The 20,062-nt window shown below is 64.8% G+C and carries 17 protein-coding genes; 5 read left to right on the top strand and 12 right to left on the bottom strand.

What is annotated here, in order from left to right:
- Window positions 1-153 precede the first annotated feature (153 nt).
- On the bottom strand, window positions 154-906 hold the full coding sequence (gene glnH / locus AC3WMU_RS05285; protein WP_006222243.1) for a glutamine ABC transporter substrate-binding protein GlnH: 753 nt from the start codon (window positions 904-906) through the stop codon (window positions 154-156).
- A 166-nt stretch (window positions 907-1,072) separates the two neighbouring features.
- Here glnH and AC3WMU_RS05280 point away from each other — a divergent pair, with 166 nt between their 5' ends.
- A complete protein-coding gene (locus AC3WMU_RS05280) occupies window positions 1,073-2,107 on the top strand; it encodes a C45 family autoproteolytic acyltransferase/hydrolase (protein WP_280026125.1) in 1,035 nt (344 codons plus the stop codon).
- A gap of 25 nt (window positions 2,108-2,132) precedes the next feature.
- On the opposite strand, the gene AC3WMU_RS05275 is transcribed toward AC3WMU_RS05280, so the two are convergent.
- The 3 genes from AC3WMU_RS05275 to nudC all read right to left on the bottom strand — a co-directional run bounded on the left by AC3WMU_RS05275 (window position 2,133) and on the right by nudC (window position 7,258).
- A complete protein-coding gene (locus AC3WMU_RS05275) occupies window positions 2,133-5,759 on the bottom strand; it encodes a hydantoinase B/oxoprolinase family protein (RefSeq protein ID WP_492281947.1) in 3,627 nt (1,208 codons plus the stop codon).
- 80 nt (window positions 5,760-5,839) lie between these two features.
- Window positions 5,840-6,349, bottom strand: coding sequence for a winged helix DNA-binding protein (locus AC3WMU_RS05270; protein WP_006222246.1), 510 nt, complete (start codon window positions 6,347-6,349; stop codon window positions 5,840-5,842).
- Between the two features lie 138 nt (window positions 6,350-6,487).
- On the bottom strand, window positions 6,488-7,258 hold the full coding sequence (gene nudC, locus AC3WMU_RS05265; protein ID WP_088587304.1) for an NAD(+) diphosphatase: 771 nt from the start codon (window positions 7,256-7,258) through the stop codon (window positions 6,488-6,490).
- A gap of 279 nt (window positions 7,259-7,537) precedes the next feature.
- Between nudC and AC3WMU_RS05260 the strand changes: the two genes are divergently transcribed.
- The 4 genes from AC3WMU_RS05260 (at window position 7,538) to AC3WMU_RS05245 (ending at window position 11,722) form a co-directional block, all read left to right on the top strand.
- Window positions 7,538-8,512 (top strand): TRAP transporter substrate-binding protein, encoded by a 975-nt coding sequence (locus AC3WMU_RS05260; RefSeq protein ID WP_492281946.1) that lies wholly within the window; start codon window positions 7,538-7,540, stop codon window positions 8,510-8,512.
- Between the two features lie 7 nt (window positions 8,513-8,519).
- Complete coding sequence (locus AC3WMU_RS05255) at window positions 8,520-9,020, top strand: TRAP transporter small permease (protein WP_006222249.1); 501 nt, start codon at window positions 8,520-8,522, stop codon at window positions 9,018-9,020.
- Window positions 9,013-10,314 (top strand): TRAP transporter large permease, encoded by a 1,302-nt coding sequence (locus tag AC3WMU_RS05250; RefSeq protein ID WP_006222250.1) that lies wholly within the window; start codon window positions 9,013-9,015, stop codon window positions 10,312-10,314. The genes AC3WMU_RS05255 and AC3WMU_RS05250 overlap by 8 nt, the downstream gene beginning before the upstream one ends.
- 334 nt (window positions 10,315-10,648) lie before the next feature.
- Complete coding sequence (locus AC3WMU_RS05245; protein ID WP_088587301.1) at window positions 10,649-11,722, top strand: porin; 1,074 nt, start codon at window positions 10,649-10,651, stop codon at window positions 11,720-11,722.
- A 158-nt stretch (window positions 11,723-11,880) separates the two neighbouring features.
- Here the strand turns inward: AC3WMU_RS05245 and AC3WMU_RS05240 are convergent, their stop codons facing one another.
- The 8 genes from AC3WMU_RS05240 to AC3WMU_RS05205 all read right to left on the bottom strand — a co-directional run bounded on the left by AC3WMU_RS05240 (window position 11,881) and on the right by AC3WMU_RS05205 (window position 20,003).
- Window positions 11,881-12,588, bottom strand: coding sequence for an ABC transporter ATP-binding protein (locus AC3WMU_RS05240; RefSeq protein WP_088587590.1), 708 nt, complete (start codon window positions 12,586-12,588; stop codon window positions 11,881-11,883).
- A 4-nt stretch (window positions 12,589-12,592) separates the two neighbouring features.
- Window positions 12,593-13,315, bottom strand: a complete 723-nt coding sequence (locus AC3WMU_RS05235; RefSeq protein WP_006222253.1) for an ABC transporter ATP-binding protein — start codon at window positions 13,313-13,315, stop codon at window positions 12,593-12,595.
- Window positions 13,296-14,282 (bottom strand): branched-chain amino acid ABC transporter permease, encoded by a 987-nt coding sequence (locus AC3WMU_RS05230; RefSeq protein ID WP_006222254.1) that lies wholly within the window; start codon window positions 14,280-14,282, stop codon window positions 13,296-13,298. The genes AC3WMU_RS05235 and AC3WMU_RS05230 overlap by 20 nt, the downstream gene beginning before the upstream one ends.
- 1 nt (window position 14,283) lies before the next feature.
- Window positions 14,284-15,135 carry a branched-chain amino acid ABC transporter permease gene (locus tag AC3WMU_RS05225; RefSeq protein WP_006222255.1) on the bottom strand — a complete coding sequence of 284 codons (852 nt, stop codon included), beginning with the start codon at window positions 15,133-15,135 and terminating at the stop codon, window positions 14,284-14,286.
- Between the two features lie 49 nt (window positions 15,136-15,184).
- A complete protein-coding gene (locus AC3WMU_RS05220; protein ID WP_006222256.1) occupies window positions 15,185-16,435 on the bottom strand; it encodes an ABC transporter substrate-binding protein in 1,251 nt (416 codons plus the stop codon).
- A 278-nt stretch (window positions 16,436-16,713) separates the two neighbouring features.
- On the bottom strand, window positions 16,714-17,520 hold the full coding sequence (locus tag AC3WMU_RS05215) for a putative hydro-lyase (protein ID WP_085946860.1): 807 nt from the start codon (window positions 17,518-17,520) through the stop codon (window positions 16,714-16,716).
- A 100-nt stretch (window positions 17,521-17,620) separates the two neighbouring features.
- On the bottom strand, window positions 17,621-18,532 hold the full coding sequence (locus AC3WMU_RS05210) for a LysR family transcriptional regulator (RefSeq protein WP_006222258.1): 912 nt from the start codon (window positions 18,530-18,532) through the stop codon (window positions 17,621-17,623).
- A 121-nt stretch (window positions 18,533-18,653) separates the two neighbouring features.
- Complete coding sequence (locus tag AC3WMU_RS05205; RefSeq protein ID WP_006222259.1) at window positions 18,654-20,003, bottom strand: amidase; 1,350 nt, start codon at window positions 20,001-20,003, stop codon at window positions 18,654-18,656.
- Window positions 20,004-20,062: the final 59 nt, after the last annotated feature.

The raw sequence follows: 20,062 nt of genomic DNA, 5'->3' as shown, positions 1-20,062 counted from the left end.
CCCCTATGGCGCCATCTTGCGCCGCATCATGGCGGGACCTGCCCGCCGGCGGAAACGGCGCGGGGCCGTCCGCCGGCGTCCGGCGCTCCGGTCTGGAACGTCCGGAGCCCGTTACCGGCGGGCGGCCCCGAATGCAAAGCGACTTCGCATCAATTACGGCTTCTTGCCGAACCACTTTTCGTAGATGGCGTCGTACTGGCCGTTGGCCTTCAGGGTGGCCAGCGCCTTGTTCACCTGCGGGACCAGTTCGCTGCCCTTGGGGAACGCGATGCCGTAGAAGTCGCCGCTCTTGACCGAGCCGACCACCTTCACACGGCCCTTGCCCGCCGTATTGGCGTAGTACTGGACGTTGGGCGTATCGTGCACGGCGGCGTCCACCCGGCCCGTGGCCAGTTCAAGGTAGGCGTTGTCGATGTTCGGGAAGAGCTTGAGCTTGGCGTCCGGCACCTGCGCCTTCAGGAAGTCCACCGTGGCGGTGCCGGTCTTGACGGCGACGGTCTTGCCGGCCAGGGACTTGGCGTCCTTGATGTCGGTGTTCTTCTCGCCCACCAGGATGGCCAGGCCGCTTTCATAGTAGGGATCAGAGAAGTCGATGACCTTCTTGCGGTCGTCGCGGATCGTGATGCCCGCCAGCGCGGCGTCGATGTTCTTCGTCTGCAGGCCCGGGATGATGCCGTTGAAGTCCATCGGCTGCAGCTTGTACTTCAGGTTGAGTTCCTTGGCGACCGCTGCCCAAAGATCCACGTCGAATCCCACGTAGGTATTACCCTGCTTGAATTCGAACGGCACGAAAGCGGTATCGGTGGCCACCACCAATTCCTTGCCTTGGGCCTGCGCGCCGGAGACGGCGCCGAACATGGCCACGGACAGGCCGACCAAGGCGGCGGCGACTTTACGTTTGATCATGAAACTCTCCTCTTGGGGACCGTCGGCACCCCGGGGTTGTTGTAGGGGCATGATTCCTGGGCTACGCCGGGGTCTCCGGTGCAACTTATTGGGGATCTTAACGCATCCGTCCCCACCGGAGAGAGCTTAGAAAAATTACAATCCCCATGACACCCGGAGAATCCCCATGCCCTACAAATATGTACGCATTGCCGGAAATCGGCGCCAGGTCGGTCAGGCGCTGGGCAAGCTGGCCCGTCCCCTCATGTCGGCGTATTTGAACCAAAGCGGCACCTGGGAAGCCCTGCGCCCGTGGCGCGGCCATGCCTATGTCGCCGAGCTTGGGCAGCAGGCCCGGGCGGCGCTGCCGCAGGTCTGGGAAGAGCTTGAGGGCTTGGCCGACGGGCTGCGCATGCCGGTCGACGACGTGCTGCTGTGGAACTGCCGCGGCGACCTGCTGCACAGCACGGGGGACGGCTGCACCTCGGTCGCGCTAAGGGCGGCGGACGGGTCACGCTGGATCGGCCACAACGAAGACGGCGACCCCTATCTATATGGGCGCTGCCACCTGGTGGACGTGGCCCTGGACGACGCGCCGGGCTATCTCAGCTTCTATTACCCCGGCTCGCTGCCAGGCCATACCTTCGGGGCCAACCGCGCCGGCCTGGTGCAAACGATCAACAACCTGCGCACCCGCCAGCGCCATGCCGGCGTGCCGCGCATGCTGCTGGCGCGCGCCGTGCTGGATTGCACGACACTGGACGAAGCCACCGACCTGTTGCGCGACACGCCGCGTTCCGGCGGCTTTCACCATACGCTGGGCAGCGCATCGGACCCGCGCCTGATCAGCGCCGAGGTCACGCCCGGCGCGGTCTCATTTTTGGAGATCGGCACGCGCTACGGCCATGCCAACCACATGGTGCACCGGGAAACCCGCGGCCAGCCGCAAGTGATCACCGAATCGTCGCGTGAACGGCAAAATCGAATCGACGGGATCGTCGACGGCTGGTCGCCCGAGACCGGCAGCACGGACCTGCTGGCCGCGCTGCACGACACGTTGGGCGCCCTGCCCATCCTGCGCACGGACGCCAAAGACCCCGACGGCGAGAACACGCTGGCGACCGCGGTATTTGAAATCCGGGACGAGGAAGTGGCCTTGCGGGTGTACGACCGCAAGACCAAGGCCGATATTGCGTTGGACGTGATGTCCGACCCCGATTGACCGGAGCCGGACATCGGCGGCGGCCTTACAGCGCGCCGTAACCGCCCCCGCCCGGGGTTTCCACGACGAACACGTCGCCTGGATGCAGCTGGGCGCTGTCTTGCGGGCCAAGCTCCTGGATGGAACCGTCGACGCGCTCGACCGTGTTGCGGCCCATTGCCCCCGGTTGCCCGCCCGCCAGGCCGAACGGCGCAAACCGGCGGTTGTTGGACAGGATGGCCGCCGTCATGTCTTCCAGGAAGCGGATGCGGCGCACGCCGCCTTCGCCGCCCGGATAGCGGCCCGCGCCGCCCGAGCCCTTGCGGATCTCGTAGGACTCCAGCCGCACGGGGAACCGGAACTCCAGCACTTCGGGATCCGTCAGGCGCGAATTGGTCATGTGCGCCTGCACGACGGACGTGCCCGCGAAGCCCTCGTCATGCGGACCCGCGGCGTCGATGCGCACCGGACCCGCGCCCGTGCCGCCCGAGATGGTCTCGTAATACTGGTGGCGGGCGTTGCCGAACGTGAAGTTGTTCATCGTGCCCTGGCTGGCCGCCAGCACGCCCAGCGCGCCGTACAACGCGTTGACGATGCACATGGACGTCTCGACGTTGCCCGCCACGACTGACGCCGGGGGATTCGGGCGCAGCATCGAGCCTTCCGGCACGATGATGGACAGCGGCACGAGGCAGCCGTCGTTCAGCGGGATGTCGTCGTTGACCATGGTCCGGAACACATACAGCACCGCCGCCACGGCGATCGCCCCTGGCGCGTTGAAGTTGTTATCCAACTGTGCCGAGGTGCCGGTGAAATCCACCACGGCGCTGCGCGCCTCAGTATCCACCTTGACCGCCACGCGGATGACCGCGCCGTTGTCCAGCGGGTATTCGTAGCTGCCATCCTTCAGGACCGAAATCACGCGGCGGACCGCCTCTTCGGCGTTGTCCTGCACGTGGCCCATGTAGGCGCGCACGACGTCCAGCCCGAAGTGGTCGCACATGCGCAGCAGCTCTTGCACGCCCTTTTCGTTGGCGGCGATCTGCGCGTGCATGTCAGCGATATTCTGATCCGGATTGCGCGCCGGCCAGCGGCCCGAGCCCAGGATGTCGCGGGCGGCCTGTTCGCGGAATTCGCCGTTCTTCACCAACTGGAAGTTGGTGAACAGCACGCCTTCGTCTTCCACCGTCTTGGAGTCCGGCGGCATCGAACCGGGGGTCGTGCCGCCGATATCGGCATGGTGCCCGCGCGAACCCACATAGAACAGGATCTGGCGCCCGTCGTGGTCGAACACGGGCGTGATGACGGTGACGTCCGGCAAGTGCGTGCCGCCGTGGTAGGGATCGTTAACGACGTAGGCGTCGCCCGGCATCATGCGCCCGGCGTTCGCGTTCATGACCGTGCGCACGGACTCGCCCATCGATCCCAGGTGCACCGGCATGTGAGGCGCATTGGCGATCAGGCGGGCCTGCGCGTCGAAAATGGCGCAGGAAAAATCCAGGCGTTCCTTGATGTTGACCGAATAAGCGGTGTTCTGCAGCCGGTACCCCATCTGCTCGGCGATCGACATGAACAGGTTGTTGAACACCTCCAGCATGACCGGGTCGGCCTGCGTGCCGACCACGCGGCGTTCCTTGCGGACTTCGACGCGCCGGATCACGAAATGGTCCTGCAGCGTCAACTCGGCCTGCCAGCCCGGTTCGACCACGGTGGTCTGGTTGGGCTCGGAAATGATGGCGGGACCCGCCACCACGTCACCGCCCGCCATGTCTTCGCGCACAAACAAGGGCGTGTCGCGCCAGGCCCCGGCGCTGTACATGCTGACCACGCGACGCGGCGTCAGCGCGCCTTCGCGGGTGCGCGACACCGAGGCTTCGCCGACGCGTTCGCCGCCGCCCGTGGCTTCCACCGAGATGGTTTCAACCACCAGTTCGCGATTGGGCATCAGGAAGGAATAGCGTTGGCGATACGCCGCTTCGAAGTCGCTGCGCGCCTGCTCCAGGTCCGAGAACGCGACTTCCAGCGCGGTGTCGGTGCCGAGGTACTTCAGGTGCAGCCGGCGTTGGACGCTGATGTCACCGTCAGGCACGTGCTGACGTCGCAGTTCACCCACCGCTTGCCCGGCCAATTCATCCAGTTCGTCTTTCAGCTGGCCCATCAGACCCGCGTCCAGCACCTTTTCCACGGTCTTCTGGCGCATGTCCGTCTGGTCGGCCAGCCCCATGCCGTAGGCCGACAGCACGCCACCCAGCGGGTGCGCGAAAACCGTCGTCATGCCCAGGGCATCCGCCACCAGGCAGGCATGCTGACCGCCCGCGCCGCCGAACACGGTCAGCGCGTATTCCGTGACGTCGTGGCCGCGCTGCACCGAAATGCGCTTGATGGCTTCCGCCATATTGCCCACGGCGATCTCGAGAAAGCCCTCTGCCAATTGCTCTGGCGACATCTCGCGGCCGGTCGCGGCGCGCACCTCGTCGGACATGGCGGTAAAGCGCGCGACCACGGCATCGCGGTCCAGCGCTTCGTTGGCCTCGGGGCCGAACACCTTGGGGAAGAAATCCGGCTGGATCTTGCCCAGCAGCACGTTGCAGTCGGTCACGGCCAGCGGGCCGCCCCGGCGATAGCAGGCCGGGCCAGGATTGGCCCCTGCGGAATCGGGGCCCACGCGCAAACGCGCGCCGTCAAAATGCAGGATCGACCCGCCGCCAGCGGCCACCGTATGGATGCTCATCATGGGCGCCCGCATGCGCACGCCCGCCACCTGCGTTTCGAACTCGCGCTCGAACTCGCCCGCATAATGGGACACGTCGGTCGAGGTGCCGCCCATGTCGAAACCGATCACCTTCGGGAATCCGGCGATTTCGCTGGTACGCACCATGCCCACGATGCCGCCGGCCGGGCCGGACAGAATCGCGTCCTTGCCGCGGAAGCGGTGCGCGTCGGTCAGGCCGCCGCTGGATTGCATGAACATGAGGCGGATGCCCGGCAGTTCGCCGGCCACCTGGTCCACATAGCGCTTCAGGATGGGGGACAGGTAAGCGTCCACCACGGTGGTGTCGCCGCGCGAGACGAACTTGATCAGCGGGCTGACCTCGTGCGAAGCCGAAACCTGCGTGAACCCGATGTCGCGAGCGATGCGGGCGGCGCGCTGTTCGTGCGCGGTGGCGTGCCAGGCGTGCATGAAGACGATCGCGACCGCGCGAATGCCGCTGTCATAGGCGGCTTGCATGCTCAGGCGCAGGCCGGCCTCGTCCAGGTCGCGGATGACCTCGCCATCGGCCGCCACGCGTTCGTCGGCCTCGACGACGGATTCGTACAGCATTTCCGGCAGCATCACGTTGCGGTCAAACAGCCGTGGCCGGTTCTGGTAGGCGATGCGCAAGCCATCGCGAAAGCCTCGGGTGGTGACCAGCAAGGTGCGTTCGCCCTTGCGTTCCAGCAAGGCGTTGGTCGCGACGGTGGTCCCCATCTTCACGCATTCGACTTGCTCGACCGGCACCGGTTGGCCGGGCGCCACGCCCAGCAGCTTGCGGATGCCGGCCACCGCCGCGTCGCGGTACTGCTCGGGGTTCTCCGACAGCATCTTCGCCGTGGTGGTGGTGCCATCGGGGCGGCGCGCCACGATGTCGGTGAAGGTGCCCCCACGATCAATCCAGAATTGCCACTTCTTCATACATGTCCTTGAAAACGAACGGCCGCGGCGCGTTTCGCCGCGGTCGGATTACAGGAGACGGGGTCGTGCCCGAACGGATATCAGAGAGAGGTTGCCGCGCGGGCCGCCTGGTCATAGAGGCCTGATAGCGCGCGCAAGGTGTGGGCCAATTGGCGGCTGAATTCAAGCCCGCCACCCCCCGGCCCATCCAGGCCGGCGGTCAGGCATTGTTCGCGGATTTCGCCGTAGCGCTTGAGGATGGCCGCGCCCTGGGGCGTGACGCGATAGAAGACTTCCTTGCTGCTGCGTTCGCCCTGCACCACGCCCAGGCGATCCAGCTTCTTCAGCGCGTAGCTGACGATGTGCGTGTCTTCGACATTGAGGGTGAAGCAGATGTCGGCCAGCTTCTTGGGACGCTGCCGGTGGTAGACGTGATGGAAGACCATGACATCGGTAGGCGTCAACTCAGGCAGGCCGGCAGCGGCCATGCACCGCACCGTCCAGCGGTCGAAGGCATGGCTGGCGATCATCAGGCCGAATTCGACTTCGGACAGGTCAGGCGCGCTGCCGCCGGCCAAATGGGCCGACGACGCGATCAGAGAGGAGCTCATGGAAGGCGCAAGCCAAGTTAACTTGAGCGAAATACTAATAATTTATGGATAGTTCATCCATAAAAAATGATCATTTGCCCGCAGGAAACCCCCATTTTGAGGGAAATCCCCTAGCGCCTGCCTGGCGAATTCACGAAATCAGGGCGCCGACCAGCCCATGGGCAGATTGGCGCGGATCAACCAGCCGGCGATCGAAATACGGGGCGCGATATCCGGCATGGGGTCACCCGGGCCGAACCAACGGGCGTCCGCAATCTCGTCTTCCTGCACGCGGATGTCGCCCGATACGTAGTCGGCCGTGAAGGCGACCATCAGCGAATGCGGGAACGGCCAGGGCTGGCTGCCGAAGTACTGCAGGTTGCCGACCTTCAGACCGACCTCTTCGAAGACTTCGCGGTGCACGGTCTGTTCGATGCTTTCGCCCGGCTCGACGAAACCCGCCAGCGCCGTGTAGCGCGATGTGGCGGTGGTGGTGTGGCGGGCCAGCAGAATGCTGTCGCCCTTACGGATCAGCACCATCATGGCGGGCGAAATGCGCGGATAGGCCGAAAAGCCACAGGATGGGCAGCGCAGGCAGAACTCGTGCGCGACGCGTTCGGCCGGCGTCCCGCAAACGCCGCAAAACCGGTGTGTGCGCGCCCATTCGGCGATCTGGTAGGCACGGCCCGCCAGCGCCATGCGCTCATCGTCCAGCACACCAAACAACGAACGCAGCTTCTTGAAGGCGTAGCCTTCGGGCGCTTCCAGGCCGGGATCGACATGGACCGTGCGGTACGGCGAATCGGGCGCGATCCACACCGGCTGCAGCGCCGTGGGCGGCACGCCGATCCGTTCGCATAACGCCGTGTCCGGCAACACGCTGGACGTCTCTTGGACCAGCAACTCATCACGGCGGAATACGAAATTCACACAAGCCTCTGCACTACGTTTTCGATCTTGCAATCTTAGAAGAAAAACGTCCGCCCGGATGCGTGGCGGCGGCGCGACGAAAAAAGATTCAACCTTCAATCACCTCGCTATGGCCAGCTTAGGATTAACCCGTAAAACGCCTTTTTTTGTGCGCGTTGTTGCCGCGCAGCACCCTAGAATGGCACGGCTTTCAAGCCGAGCCTCGGCGGCGCAGCCGTCTTTTTCGCAATGCCTATCGGGCACAACCCGTCTTCACCATTCGCAAAGAAGGACCACCCCATGTACAAGAAAATCTCGCTGCTGGCTGGCAGCATCATCCTGGCGTTCAGCGCGGGCGCACAGGCACAAACCAAGTGGGACCTGCCCAGCGCTTACCCGGCCAGCAACTTCCACGTTGAAAACCTCACGACCTTCATCAAGGATGTGGAAACGCTGTCGCAAGGCAAGCTCAAGATCCAGCTGCACAACAACGCCTCGCTGTACAAAGCGCCGGAAATCAAGCGCGCGGTGCAAGGCAATCAGGCGCAGATCGGCGAAATCCTGTTGACCAACTTCGCCAACGAAGACCCGATCTACGAACTGGACGGACTACCCTTCCTGGCGACCGGCTACGACGCCTCGTTCAAGCTGTACCAGGCGCAGAAGCCGTTCCTGGAAAAGAAGCTGGCCTCCCAAGGCATGACCCTGCTGTACGCCGTGGCATGGCCGCCCCAAGGCATCTTCGCCAACCGCGACATCAAGCAGATCAACGACATGAAGGGCCTGAAGTGGCGCGCTTACAGCCCGGTCACGGCCAAGATCGCCGAATTGGTCGGCGCGCAACCGGTCACGGTGCAGCAGGCTGAACTTGCCCAGGCGCTGGCCACGGGCGTGATCGATTCCTACATGTCGTCGGCTTCCACCGGCTACGACACCAAGACGTATGAGTACATCAAGAAGTTCTACGACACGCAGGCCTGGTTGCCCAAGAACGCCATCATCGTGAACAAGAAGGCGTTCGAAGCGCTGGATCCGGCTACGCAGGAAGCCTTGAAGAAGGCCGGTGCGCAGGCCGAGGAACGCGGCTGGAAGCTGTCGCAGGAAAAGAACAAGTGGTACCAGGAAGAGCTGGCCAAGAACGGCATGGAAACCATCAAGCCCACGGTGGAGTTGAAGGAAGGCCTGTCGGTGATCGGCAAGCGCATGCTGGATGACTGGCTGAAGAAGGCGGGTGCCGACGGCCAAGCCATGATCGACGCCTACAAGAAGCAGTGATATCGCCATGCGCCGCTTTCTAGATGGTCTTTACGGCGCGGCCGGCCTGTTGGCCGGCTTGTGCACGATCGGCGTGCTGGTGTCGGTGCTGGCGGCGATCATCGCCCGCCAGCTCAGCCTGAACATCCCAGGCACCGACGCCTACGCCGGGTACTTCATGGCCGCAGCGGGATTTCTCGCACTGGCCAGCACGTTCAAGCACGGCGAACACATCCGCGTGACGCTGATCCTGAATTCGCTGTCCCCCGGCCCTAGCCGCAGGCTGGATATCTTCGCGCTGGCCGTCGGATGTCTCCTGGCCGCGGCCTTCGCGTTCTTCAGCATCAAGCTGACCTACGATTCCTGGCAGTTCAACGACATTTCCACGTCCAACGACGCCACCCCGCTCTGGATCCCCCAGACCAGCATGGCGGTGGGCACGGTCTTGTTTTTGGTCGCCCTCATTGACGAACTGATCCGCCGTTCGCGTGGTCTGGCCGCCGCCTCTTCGCAGCAAACCCATGAATGAACTTCTCGTCATTACCTTATTGGTCGTCTCGATCTTCGTCCTGCTGGGGTGCGGGGTCTGGGTCGGCCTGACGCTGGCAGGCACGGCCTGGATCGGCATGGAGATCTTCTCCAGCCGCCCGGCGGGCGACGCCATGGCCGTCACCATCTGGGGCGCCTCGTCCAGCTGGACCCTGACCGCCCTGCCGCTCTTCCTGTGGATGGGAGAAATCCTGTTCCGCACCCGGTTGTCAGAAGACCTGTTCAAAGGCCTGGCCCCCTGGCTGAACCGGCTGCCTGGCCGGTTGCTGCACACGAACGTGATCGGCTGCGCCATTTTTGCGGCCGTGTCGGGTTCGTCGGCTGCCACCTGCGCCACCGTCGGCAAGATGACCATCCCCGAACTGACCCGTCGCGGCTACCCCGAGGATAAGATCCTGGGCACGCTGTCCGGCGCGGGCACGCTGGGGCTGCTGATCCCGCCATCGATCATCATGATCGTGTACGGCGTGGCCGCTGACGTGTCCATCGCCAAGCTGTTCATCGCGGGCATCGTGCCGGGCATCGTCTTGGCGCTGCTGTTCAGCGGCTACATCGCCTGGTGGGCCATCCGCAATCCCGGCCAGGTGCCGGCGGCGGATCCGGGCATGTCGTTCATGCGCAAGTTGTCGCAGTCGCGCCATCTGATTCCGGTGATGCTGCTGATCGGTGCGGTGCTCGGTTCGATCTACTCCGGCATCGCCACGGCGACGGAAGCCGCTGCGGTAGGCGTCGTCGGCGCGCTGATCCTGTCGGCGCTGCAAGGCTCGCTGAATCGGTCCACCTTCAAGCAATCGCTGCTGGGCGCCACGCGCCTGTACTGCATGATTGCGCTGATTCTGGCGGGCGCGCAGTTCCTGACCCTGGCCATGGGCTATATCGGCCTGCCTCGCGCGCTGGCGGAATGGATTGGCGGGTTGGGCCTGTCGCAGTTCGGCCTGATCATGGCATTGATGGTGTTCTTCATCGTGCTGGGCTGCTTTCTGGACGGCATTTCGATCGTGGTGCTGACCATGGGCGTGTTGCTGCCGACGGTGCAGGCGGCCGGCATCGATCTGATCTGGTTCGGCATCTTCATCGTATTCGTGGTGGAAATGGCACAGATCACGCCGCCGGTGGGCTTCAACCTGTTCGTGCTGTCGGGCATGAGCGGACGCGAACTGCCCTACATCGCCCGAGCCTCGCTGCCGATGTTCTTCCTGATGATCCTGGCGGTGCTGCTGCTCTATGCCGTGCCCGGCATCGCGACGTGGCTGCCGCTGCACATGACGCTGTAGCCCATCTCGGCCTCTTGAAACCCCGTTCTCTGAACGGGGTTTTTTTTGGGACAATCCGGCGATTGTTCCAATAACCGCTTATTTTCGAAATCTGTAAACCAGGGAAAACGCCGAAAAAAAATTGGCCCTACACACCCGGTAACTTTTTTAGAATCCCCTGGCGCTTACACGTTGCACCAAAGTGGCGCAGTCGTACCTTTTGGGCCAATGCTCCGGACCCGCGCTTACCCACAGCGACGGTGCGGCGGCCCAGCGTCAGACGATCCGCCTGGCGCAACAGACCCGGCCACAAGCCCGGTGCAATCAAAAAACAGCTACACAGGAGGAGTCATCAGTGAAACGCATCACCCTATCCCTCGCCCTCGCAGGCCTTGGCCTGGCCGCCGGCACGGCTTCGGCTGAAACCAGCGTCACCCTGTACGGTATCGCCGACGTCAGCATCCGCTACCTGAACACCAGCGCCGGCAGCGTCGGCCAGGAAGGCAGCCGCGTCTCGATGGAAAACGGCGCCATCTCCAACAGCCGCTGGGGCCTGCGCGGCTCGGAAGATCTGGGCAACGGTAACCGTGCCTTCTTCCGCCTGGAAAACGGCTTCAACATGCAGAACGGCAACTCGTCGGCCGCCGGCAAGACGTTCGGCCGTCTGGCCTACGTCGGCCTTGATGGAGGCAACATCGGCCAGTTGACCCTGGGTCTGCAAAACACCCCGATGTTCGACCTGCTGGCCGACCATTTCGACCCGCTGACCGTCGGCAACTACGATCAGAACGCCTGGCTGCCCGCCGCCATGTCGCGTGTGCGCACCAACAACATGACGAAGTACGCCAACAAGCTCGGCGACCTGGACCTAGCGTTGTCCTGGGCCAACGGCGAAAGCTGGGAAGACCACAAGGCCGGCCAGCAGTACGGCGCCAGCCTGCGCTACATGATCGGCCAATTCGGCCTGGGCGCTGCCTATCAGCAGACCTATGACGGCGGCAATTCCGATCTGCGCCAGCGTGTCTGGAACTTGAACGCATCCTATCAGTTCGACGGCGCCAAGGTATTTGCCGGCTACTTCAACGGCCGTGACGAAACGGGCTGGGTCAACGCCGTCATGGGCGGTACCACCACCGCTTCGGGCCTGGACCGCAAGGACAACGGCTACTTCGCCGGTGTGACCTGGCAGGCCACCCCGCGCTGGGCCATCACCGGCGCCGGCTACTACGACCAGAGCAAGAACGTGGTCACGGACGGCGACAAGGGCAAGCGCTACGCGCTGGTCGCGGTGGCAGAATACTCGCTGTCCAAGCGCTCGCAAGTCTACGGCACCGTCGACTGGAACAAGGTCAGCGATGCCGCCAGCGGCGAAATCGCCGGCAAGAGCAACCAGGTCGGCGCAGCCGTGGGCTTCCGCCACATCTTCTAAGACCTGTCCGCCTCAAGGCCTACCCCCGGCCGCATTGAAAAGCCCATCGCTTGCGATGGGCTTTTCTTTGGTTGCGACGTGCGCGGGAGCGCTGCCTGATGGGTTACGCGCGCCGGATGTCAGTGTTCTTCGTCCAGGCTGCTCGCGCTACACCCATCCTACATGCCCAGGTAGGCCTTGCGGACCTCGTCGGAGGCCGCCAGTTCCGCGGCATTTCCCGACAGCGCCACGCGACCGCTTTGCATCACATAAGCGCGTGCGGCGACTTCCAGCGCCTGCGCCATGTTCTGCTCGACCAGCAGCACCGACAAACCGTCATCGCGGTTCAAGGCGGCAAGCGCGTCGAACACCTGTTCGACCAGCAAGGGCGACAAGCCCAGGCTGGGCTCATCGATCAGCAGCAGGCGCGGGCCGCTCATCAGCGCGCGTCCAATGGCCAGCATCTGGCGTTCCCCCCCGGACATGGTGCCCGCCAGTTGCTCGCGCCGCTCCTTCAAGCGGGGAAACAGGGTGTAGACCCGCTCCAGGCGATCGCGGTAGACGCGCTCGTCGCGCACCGTATAGGCGCCCAGGCGCAGGTTCTGCTCCACCGGCTGGCGCGCGAACACGCGCGCGCCTTCCGGGATCATCGCGATACCCTGCGTCACCAGCTTGTCGGGCGGCGTACCCGTGATCTCGCGCCCTTCGAAGATGACGCGCCCTTCCTTCGGTTTGACCGATCCGATGGTGGCCAACAAGGTGCTGGACTTGCCCGCGCCGTTGGCCCCCAGCAAGGCCGCGATCTCGCCTTTGCGCACTTCCAGGGACACGCCCCGCACCGCCTGTACGCCGCCATAGGCCACGCTCAGGTTCTCGACTTGCAGCATCACGTCAGGCACGGTGCTTTCTCCCCAGATAGGCTTCGATCACGGCCGGGTCGCGGACGATGTCCTGCGGCGCGCCCTCGGCGATCATCTGGCCGAAATTCAACACCAGCACCCGCTGCGCCAGGCGCATGACCACTTCCAGCACGTGCTCGACGATGATCAGCGTGACCCCGGCGGCGTGGATGCCGCGCAGGATTTCCGCCAAGGCGATGGCTTCAGCCGGGTTCAGGCCGCCCGCCACTTCATCCAGCAGCAGCATGCGCGGTTCCGTCGCCAACGCACGCGCCAGCTCCACCCGCTTCTGCCCGGCCACGTTCAGATCCGCGGCTTTCACGTCGGCGCGGTCGGCCAGGCCCACCAGTTCCAGCACCCGCGCCGACTCGCGGCGCGCGTCCGGCAGGCGCGGATGACGCAACAGCGCACCGACCATGGCGTTCTCCAGCACGGTCATCTGCCCGAAGCTGCGCGGGATCTGATACGTGCGCACCAGGCCCAGCGCGGCCACCTGTTCCGGCCGCAGTCCGATCATGGACCGTCCGTTGAAGCTGACCGTGCCGGAGGTGGGTTCGTGGTGGCCGACCAGGCCGTTGAACAGCGTGCTCTTGCCGGCGCCGTTGGGGCCGATGATGGCGACGATTTCGCCCGCCGCCACCGACAGCGAAATGTCCTTGTTCGCAACCAGGCCGCCAAAGCGCTTGGTCAGGTTATTAACGTCCAGCAGAGCCACGGCGCCTCCTCAATGTCACCAGACCACCCGGCAGGAACATCGTGACGAGCAGGATGGCCAGACCGAAGATCAGCAGGTCCAGGCCCAGGCCTGAACTGCCCCACAGTACCCGCGTGCCTTCCGACAGCGGCAGCAGCACCGCCGCGCCCAGCCAGGGACCGATCAAGGTGCCCACGCCGCCCAGGATCGTCACCAGCACGACCTGCACCGACATGGTCAGGCTGAACATGGATTCCGGATCGATGAAGCCCACGTACATCGCGAAAAAGCCGCCCCACACGCCGGTCATCCCGGCCGACAGCACGAAGGCCAGCATCTTGTAGCGATCGGCGGGCACGCCCAGGCTGCGCGAAGCCGCCTCATCGCCGTTGATGGCCCGCCAGTAGAAGCCGGCCTTGGAATGCACCAGGAAATACGTGGCGCAGAACGTCAGGAAGGCCAAGCCAACCGCGATCCAGTAATACGGCACCTTGCTGCGGAACAGCAGCATCCAGGCGGCGTCGCCGATCGGCGCCTCCAGCCCGACCGCGCCCCCCGCCCATTCCCAATTGATCAGCAGCAACAGGCCGATCTGCAGCAGCGCGATCGTGGCCATCGCGAAGTAATGGCCCGACAGCCGCAACGTGGGTCCGCCCACCAGCCAGGCCAGCGCCGCGCTGATCACGCCGCCCAGCGGAATGCCAAGCAAGGGCGTCAGCTTCAGATGGTGCAGCAGCAGCAAGGTGGTGTAGCCGCCCACGCCCACGAAGACGCTGTGCCCGAACGAAATGCGGCCCAAAAAGCCGCCGACCAGGTTCCAGCAGGCGCCCAGGGCCCCGAACATGATCGCCAGCAACAGCACCTGCAGGGTGAAGGAGTCCGTCACCACCAGCGGCACCGCCGCCATCACGGCGGTAGCGCCAAGCGCTACGGCGATCGGCCATTTCGGCACGCCCGAGGACGTGGAATCGATTTTCTGTGTCGTCATGTCACCACCGCCCGAACAGGCCGCGCGGCCGATACCAGAGAACCAGGATGAACAGGATGAAGACGCTGACGGTCTTCAAGGCCGGCGCGACGAAGTAGCCCGTCATGGCCTCGATGATGCCGATCAGGATCCCCGCGATGAAGGCGCCCGGCAGGGAGCCGAAGCCGCCCATGCACACCGCCACGAACGCCAGCAGTCCGAAGACCGTGCCCACGGACGGAAAGACATAAAAGAACGTGGTCAGCAAGGCGCCGGCCAGGCCAACGGCCGCGCTGCCCAGCATCCAGACTTGCGCGTTGACGCGGTCCGGCGAAATGCCGACCAGGGCAGCCACCTGGCGGTCTTCCGCCACCGCCTGCAGGGCATGCCCCCACCGCGTGCGATACACCAGCACGAACAACGCCACCACGACGACCAGCGCGATCAGGCCCGTGACCACCTGCGGGCGGCCCAGTGAAATGCCCGCCACCGTCACGCTGCCGGACACCAGCGTGTCGGGCAGGCTGCGATAGTCGGGAGAAAAGGCGATGAAAGCGAGCTGGCGCAACACCAGCCCAAGGCCGAAGGTGGCCAGGATGACCGCCATGGGCGGCCCTTTCTGCAAGCGCCGGATGATCAGCGCATAGGTCAGGAAACCGACGAAGGCAAGCACGATAGCCACCAGCGGCGCGGACATCGTGGGGTCGATATGACCCAGGGTATAGAGCCAATAGGCGGCATACATGCCCAACATCAGGAATTCGCCGTGCGCGAAATTGATGACGTCGGTAATGCCCCAGATCAGCGCCAGCCCCACCGCCACCGCGGCATAGATCAGGCCATTGAACAGGCCTGCCGAGAGAGCTTCAAACATGGAGGGCTCCTGTGGCGGGCGCCCGCGGCCCGCCACGCAAGACAGCGGTTTACTTCCAGGAGAACGGCAGCGTGGGCAGCGTCTTGTCGGTGCGGTATTTTTCCGGCCATACCGTCTGGTAGGACGAGCCCTTGAGCTCCAGGATCAAGCCCGAACCCTTGGTGTTCTGGCCCTTGGCGTCGAACTGCACGCCGGCCCAGGGCATCGCCACCTGCGCTTCACCCAGGTCCGTCGCGGCCAGGGCCTTGCGGATGGCCTCGGGGTCCGTCGAGCCGGCGCGGTTGATGGCGTCGGCCAGCACCAGCACGCCCTGCATCGAACGCGCGTTGTTACCGTTCAGGTCTTTGCCCGTCTTGGCCTTGTACATGTCGTTGATCTTCTTCAACCCCGCCTTGGCCGCAGCGACGTCGTTGCCCCACACGTCACGTGTCAGCACGCCCTGCACTTGCGGGCCCACTTCCTGCACGAAGCGCGAATCGATGAAACCGGCGTCGTTGGCCAGCAGCACCGGCGGCGCATACTTGCTTTCGCGCATCGTGCGCACGAAGAGCATGGCGTCGGACGTGTAGCTGGCGAAGATCGCCACGTCGGCGCGGGCAGCAGCCAGCTTCTGGACTTCGGCCGTCACTGACGCCGAACCCGCGCTGTACGCGATGTTGGCCACCAATTCCCGCTTGTACTGCTTGGCGAACTTCTCCACGGCCTTGTACGTGTTCACGCCGAAGTCGGTGTTTTCATACACCACGGCGATCTTGGCGGTCGGCACCGCCTTGATGCCGTCCAGGAACTGCATCATGTTTTCAACGAACGTATCGTCGTTGGGCGAGGTGCGGAAGAACCACTTGTAGCCGCGTTCGGTCAGGTCCGGGCTGCTGGATTCGCCGTTGACGTAGGGAATGCCGCGTTGCTCGGCGATGCGGCTGGCCGTCTTGGTGACGGCGGACTGGTATGCGCCCGTCAAGGCCACGACCTTTTCCTGGTCGATCAGGCGCTGCGCGTCGGCCAGGCCGACTTCGGGCTTGCCTTGGGAGTCCCCGAACACCACTTCGATCTTGGCGCCGCCCAGCGCGGGCAGGCCGCTGCCGGCGGCAAGCGGAATCCCTTCCAGCTCGGGATGCGGGTTATTGACGATATCGACGGCCAGTTCAACCGCGGCCTTGATTTCGGCGCCCGTGGACGCCAAGGCGCCCGACAAGGGGTAGATCGCCCCGATACGCACCGTCTTCTGCTGCGCCTGGGCAGGCACGGCGCTCAGCAACACCAGACTTGCGGCGACACCCGCAATGAGCTTCATCTTCATTACTAGACTCCTGGAATAAACCAACTTGGAAAGCAATGCGCCGGGCGGCAGCCCCGGCCTGGAACGAACTGACTCGCGGCAGCCCGCCGTCCTGCGGCACGCCGCAAGACATTGGGTGCTGAACGGTTGTCGCCTTTTCCCCTTGTCCTTTAATGGATCGTTTTGGTGGCACAACTGCTACGGCTGAAAATCACCGTCTGGGTGGTTCTAACTGCTTCGCGCTGACAAATGGCTGATTACTAGGGTCAGATCCCCGTGTCGCGCGGCCTGCGCAACCCTCAAAGAATCGCCATCCGGCTGTTGATCAGATCCGTAACCAGCATGTGGCCCGGCGCGTGGGTAATGCAGAACTCCGGGCGCACCGCAGCCACGACCGATTGGGGCGTCACCCCGCAGGCCCAAAATACGGGCAACTCGCCCTCGCGTATCTCGACTGCATCACCGTAATCCGGCTGGTTGATGTCGGCAATCCCGATTAAGGCAGGGTCACCGATATGGACGGGCGCACCGTGCACGGAAGGAAAGCGCGACGTGACCTGGATGGCGCGGATCGCGTCGGCCGCCTTCAGGGGCCGCATCGACACCACCAGGGGGCCACCGAAAACGCCTGCGCCGTGCGTGGGCACATTGGTTCGGTACATCGGCACATTGCAGCCCTGTTCGATATGGCGCACCGGCAGGCCGTTGTCCAGCATGGCTTCTTCGAAGGAAAACGAACAGCCGATCAGGAACGACACGAGGTCGTCGCGCCAGACATCGCGGACATCCGTAGGCTCGGCGACCAGTTCCCCGTCTTTCCAGACCCGGTAGCGCGGAATGTCGCTGCGGATGTCGATGTCGTGGCCCAATTCCGGCAATGCGGGGTCGCCTGGTTCGGACATGGCCAGCAACGGGCACGGTTTGGGATTGCGTTGGCAGAAATGCAGGAAGTCGGCTGCCAGTGCACGCGGCAGGATGGCCAGATTGGCCTGCACGTGCCCAGGCGCGAGATTCGCCGTGGGCCCTGTCAGCTTGCCGCTGCGGGCGTCCAGGCGCGCCTGCCGCGCCAACGCAACACTGTCCCTACCCGCCATGCCCTGTGCCATGCCTATCCCCTGGATGTGGTGATTGATAGGGGGCATTGCACCGGAAGTACAAGCGGTCGTCTAATCACATGTTGCGATAGACCCCGATCAACATTCCTTATCAGGGTTTTGCCGGATGGCGCAGCGCGTCTTCACGCGCGATCTGCTGCGCGGCTTCGGCCACCACGCGGGGAATCTGGCTGTCGGGGCCCTGCATCCAGCAGGCCGTGTAATGCAAGGGCGGCAAAGCCGGCGCTTTCACTTCCAGGATGCGTAATTCGCCCTGGGCGAGTTCTTTGCGCAGGATGACCGGCGCGATCACCGCCGTGCCGATGCCGTCCTGCGCCATGCGCACGATGACGCTGAGCGCCGAGCTTCCGTACATGCGCGGCGACTCCACGCCGGCCTGCAGCATCAGCTGCCGAACCGAGCGGTGCGGATCCGTAGTGGACGAATAGGTAATGACCGGCCAGTCCGCCAGCCGTTTCAAGCTGATGGGCTGCCGCCCGACCTTCAGCTTCGGGCTGGCTACCCAGCTTAGCGGGTAGTTGCACAGGTACAGGTTTTCCACGCGGGGCTCTTCCATCGGCCCCAGCAGAAACGCCAGGTCGATCTGGCGCGCGGCCAGTTGCGACTTCAGCATGGTGGTCGTATCGACCTGGATCTCGACCATCAGGGCCGGATAGCTGTCGTGCAGATACTCCATCAGCGTGGGCAGCCAGGTGTGGACGATCGTCTCGGAGACGCCCAACCTGAGCGTGCCGCTCATGATGCTCTTGGCGGCCGCGGCCTCTTGCATGTCGCGCCGCAGCTGCAGCATGCGCTCGGCGTGGGACAGCAATTCACGGCCCTTGCCCGTAAGCTTGATGCCGCGGGCGTCGCGATCGAACAGGCGGATGCCCAGGTCCGATTCCAGCGACGCGATGCGCTGCGAAATGGCCGGCTGCGTCGCGTTCAGCTTTTCAGCGGCAGCGCGGAACCCGCCCAGGGTGGCAACCCAGAAGAATGTTTCGATATTGCGCAGATCGATCATGGAGCCGGCGTCCCGCGTATGCCCACAGCGTGTGCAATCCCAATCCTCATCTTAGCCGCAGACGGGCAGCGGCAAGGGCCTGCCCGCGCCCTGCCCCGCCCGTCCTTGGCATGGCCTGCGATCAGCGCGCGGCCAGGCGCTCTTCGACCGACAGGCCGATCGCCAGGATACGGCGGTCGGCGCCGTTGCTGCCCGCGATCATCAGCCCCACCGGCGCCGTGCCCTGCGCGTGGCACGGCAGCGACAGGGCGCAGCCATCCAGGAAATTGATCAGCGTGGGGTTGCGCAGGATCAGGCCGTTGGCCGCGTAGTAGGCCTCGTCGGAAGCTGCCAGGTCCGCGACTGCGGGGGCCACGATGGGCGTGGTCGGCATGATCAGGGCGTCGTAGCCGGCGATACGGCGGTCCACGGCCGCCACCCAGGCTTCGCGGGCGTCAAGCAAATCCAGGTAGTCGGCGGCCGACATGTCCTGCCCACGCATGATGCGCGACACGACGCGCGGGTCGTAGCGCTTGCCGGCGCGGGCGATCAGGTCGCGGTGCCAGGCCCAGGCTTCCGCGGCGGTGAAACCGCCCTTGCTGTTGATGTTGCCCAACTCCGCGAATTCGGGAATGGCGATTTCGTCGACCATAGCGCCCGCTTCCTTCAGGCGCGCCACGGCAGCGGCGAAGCTGTCGGCCACGTGCTTTTCCATGGCGTCCAGCGCCAAGGTCGTCGGCACGGCCAGGCGCAGGCCGCGCAGCGGGAGCGCCTCCGGCACGGGGCTGCCGTCACCCGACAGGACGGCGTCCAGCTCCGCGCAGCAGCGCACGCTGGCGGCGATGGGGCCGATGGAATCCAGGTTTGCCGACAGCGGCAGCACGCCGGTCATGGAAACCCGCCAGGCGCTGGGCTTGAAACCCGTCAGGCCGCACAGCGCGGCCGGGATGCGCACCGAACCACCGGTGTCCGACCCGATGCCGGCAACGGCCATGCCGTCGGCCACCGACACGGCAGCGCCCGAGGACGAGCCGCCCGGAATGCGGCCGGTCGCGCGGTCGTAGGGGTTCAGCGGCGTGCCGTAGTGCGGGTTGATGCCCAGGCCCGAATACGCGAATTCGGTCATGTTGGTGCGGCCGATGATGACCGCGCCCGCCGCGATCAGGCGCTGCACGACTTCGGCATTCTCGTCGGCCGCCGGTTCGCCTTCGCGCGCCACCGAGCCGGCCATCGTGGTTTCGCCTTCGATGTCGAAGAGGTCCTTGATGCTGATGGGCAGGCCTTCCACCGCAGACCGCACAATGCCGGCCGCGCGCAAGGTGTCGGAGGCGCGCGCCTGGGCCAACGCCGATTCCGCATACAGCTTCGTAAACACACGAGCGCCCTCGCCCGCCTCGTCCCGGGCGCGTGCCAGCGCGGCCTCAGTCAGTTGCACAGCGGTGGTGCGGCCCTCGCTCAGGGCCAAGGTCAGTTCATTCAAGGTCGAAACCATCATTGTCCTAGTGCCGTCTTGCGGCGTAAAAGTGCGGACAGGCGCAGCCTCAAGAGGTG

It is taken from the genome of Achromobacter sp. FW305-C-13, assembly GCF_058783475.1.
Note: the sequence above shows the minus strand (reverse complement) of the source record. Positions and strands in the feature narration are given on the sequence as shown.

What these genes read in the sequence shown, in the direction of transcription:
- AC3WMU_RS05230 (WP_006222254.1), bottom strand. Translation starts at nt 14,282, where the DNA reads ATGACGACACAGAAAATCGATTCCACGTCCTCGGGCGTGCCGAAATGG.
- AC3WMU_RS05270 (WP_006222246.1), bottom strand. Translation starts at nt 6,349, where the DNA reads ATGAGCTCCTCTCTGATCGCGTCGTCGGCCCATTTGGCCGGCGGCAGC.
- AC3WMU_RS05215 (WP_085946860.1), bottom strand. Translation starts at nt 17,520, where the DNA reads ATGGCACAGGGCATGGCGGGTAGGGACAGTGTTGCGTTGGCGCGGCAG.
- AC3WMU_RS05205 (WP_006222259.1), bottom strand. Translation starts at nt 20,003, where the DNA reads ATGGTTTCGACCTTGAATGAACTGACCTTGGCCCTGAGCGAGGGCCGC.
- AC3WMU_RS05250 (WP_006222250.1), top strand. Translation starts at nt 9,013, where the DNA reads ATGAATGAACTTCTCGTCATTACCTTATTGGTCGTCTCGATCTTCGTC.
- glnH (WP_006222243.1), bottom strand. Translation starts at nt 906, where the DNA reads ATGATCAAACGTAAAGTCGCCGCCGCCTTGGTCGGCCTGTCCGTGGCC.
- AC3WMU_RS05225 (WP_006222255.1), bottom strand. Translation starts at nt 15,135, where the DNA reads ATGTTTGAAGCTCTCTCGGCAGGCCTGTTCAATGGCCTGATCTATGCC.
- AC3WMU_RS05220 (WP_006222256.1), bottom strand. Translation starts at nt 16,435, where the DNA reads ATGAAGATGAAGCTCATTGCGGGTGTCGCCGCAAGTCTGGTGTTGCTG.
- AC3WMU_RS05260 (WP_492281946.1), top strand. Translation starts at nt 7,538, where the DNA reads ATGTACAAGAAAATCTCGCTGCTGGCTGGCAGCATCATCCTGGCGTTC.
- AC3WMU_RS05280 (WP_280026125.1), top strand. Translation starts at nt 1,073, where the DNA reads ATGCCCTACAAATATGTACGCATTGCCGGAAATCGGCGCCAGGTCGGT.
- AC3WMU_RS05210 (WP_006222258.1), bottom strand. Translation starts at nt 18,532, where the DNA reads ATGATCGATCTGCGCAATATCGAAACATTCTTCTGGGTTGCCACCCTG.
- AC3WMU_RS05255 (WP_006222249.1), top strand. Translation starts at nt 8,520, where the DNA reads ATGCGCCGCTTTCTAGATGGTCTTTACGGCGCGGCCGGCCTGTTGGCC.
- AC3WMU_RS05240 (WP_088587590.1), bottom strand. Translation starts at nt 12,588, where the DNA reads ATGCTGCAAGTCGAGAACCTGAGCGTGGCCTATGGCGGCGTACAGGCG.
- AC3WMU_RS05275 (WP_492281947.1), bottom strand. Translation starts at nt 5,759, where the DNA reads ATGAAGAAGTGGCAATTCTGGATTGATCGTGGGGGCACCTTCACCGAC.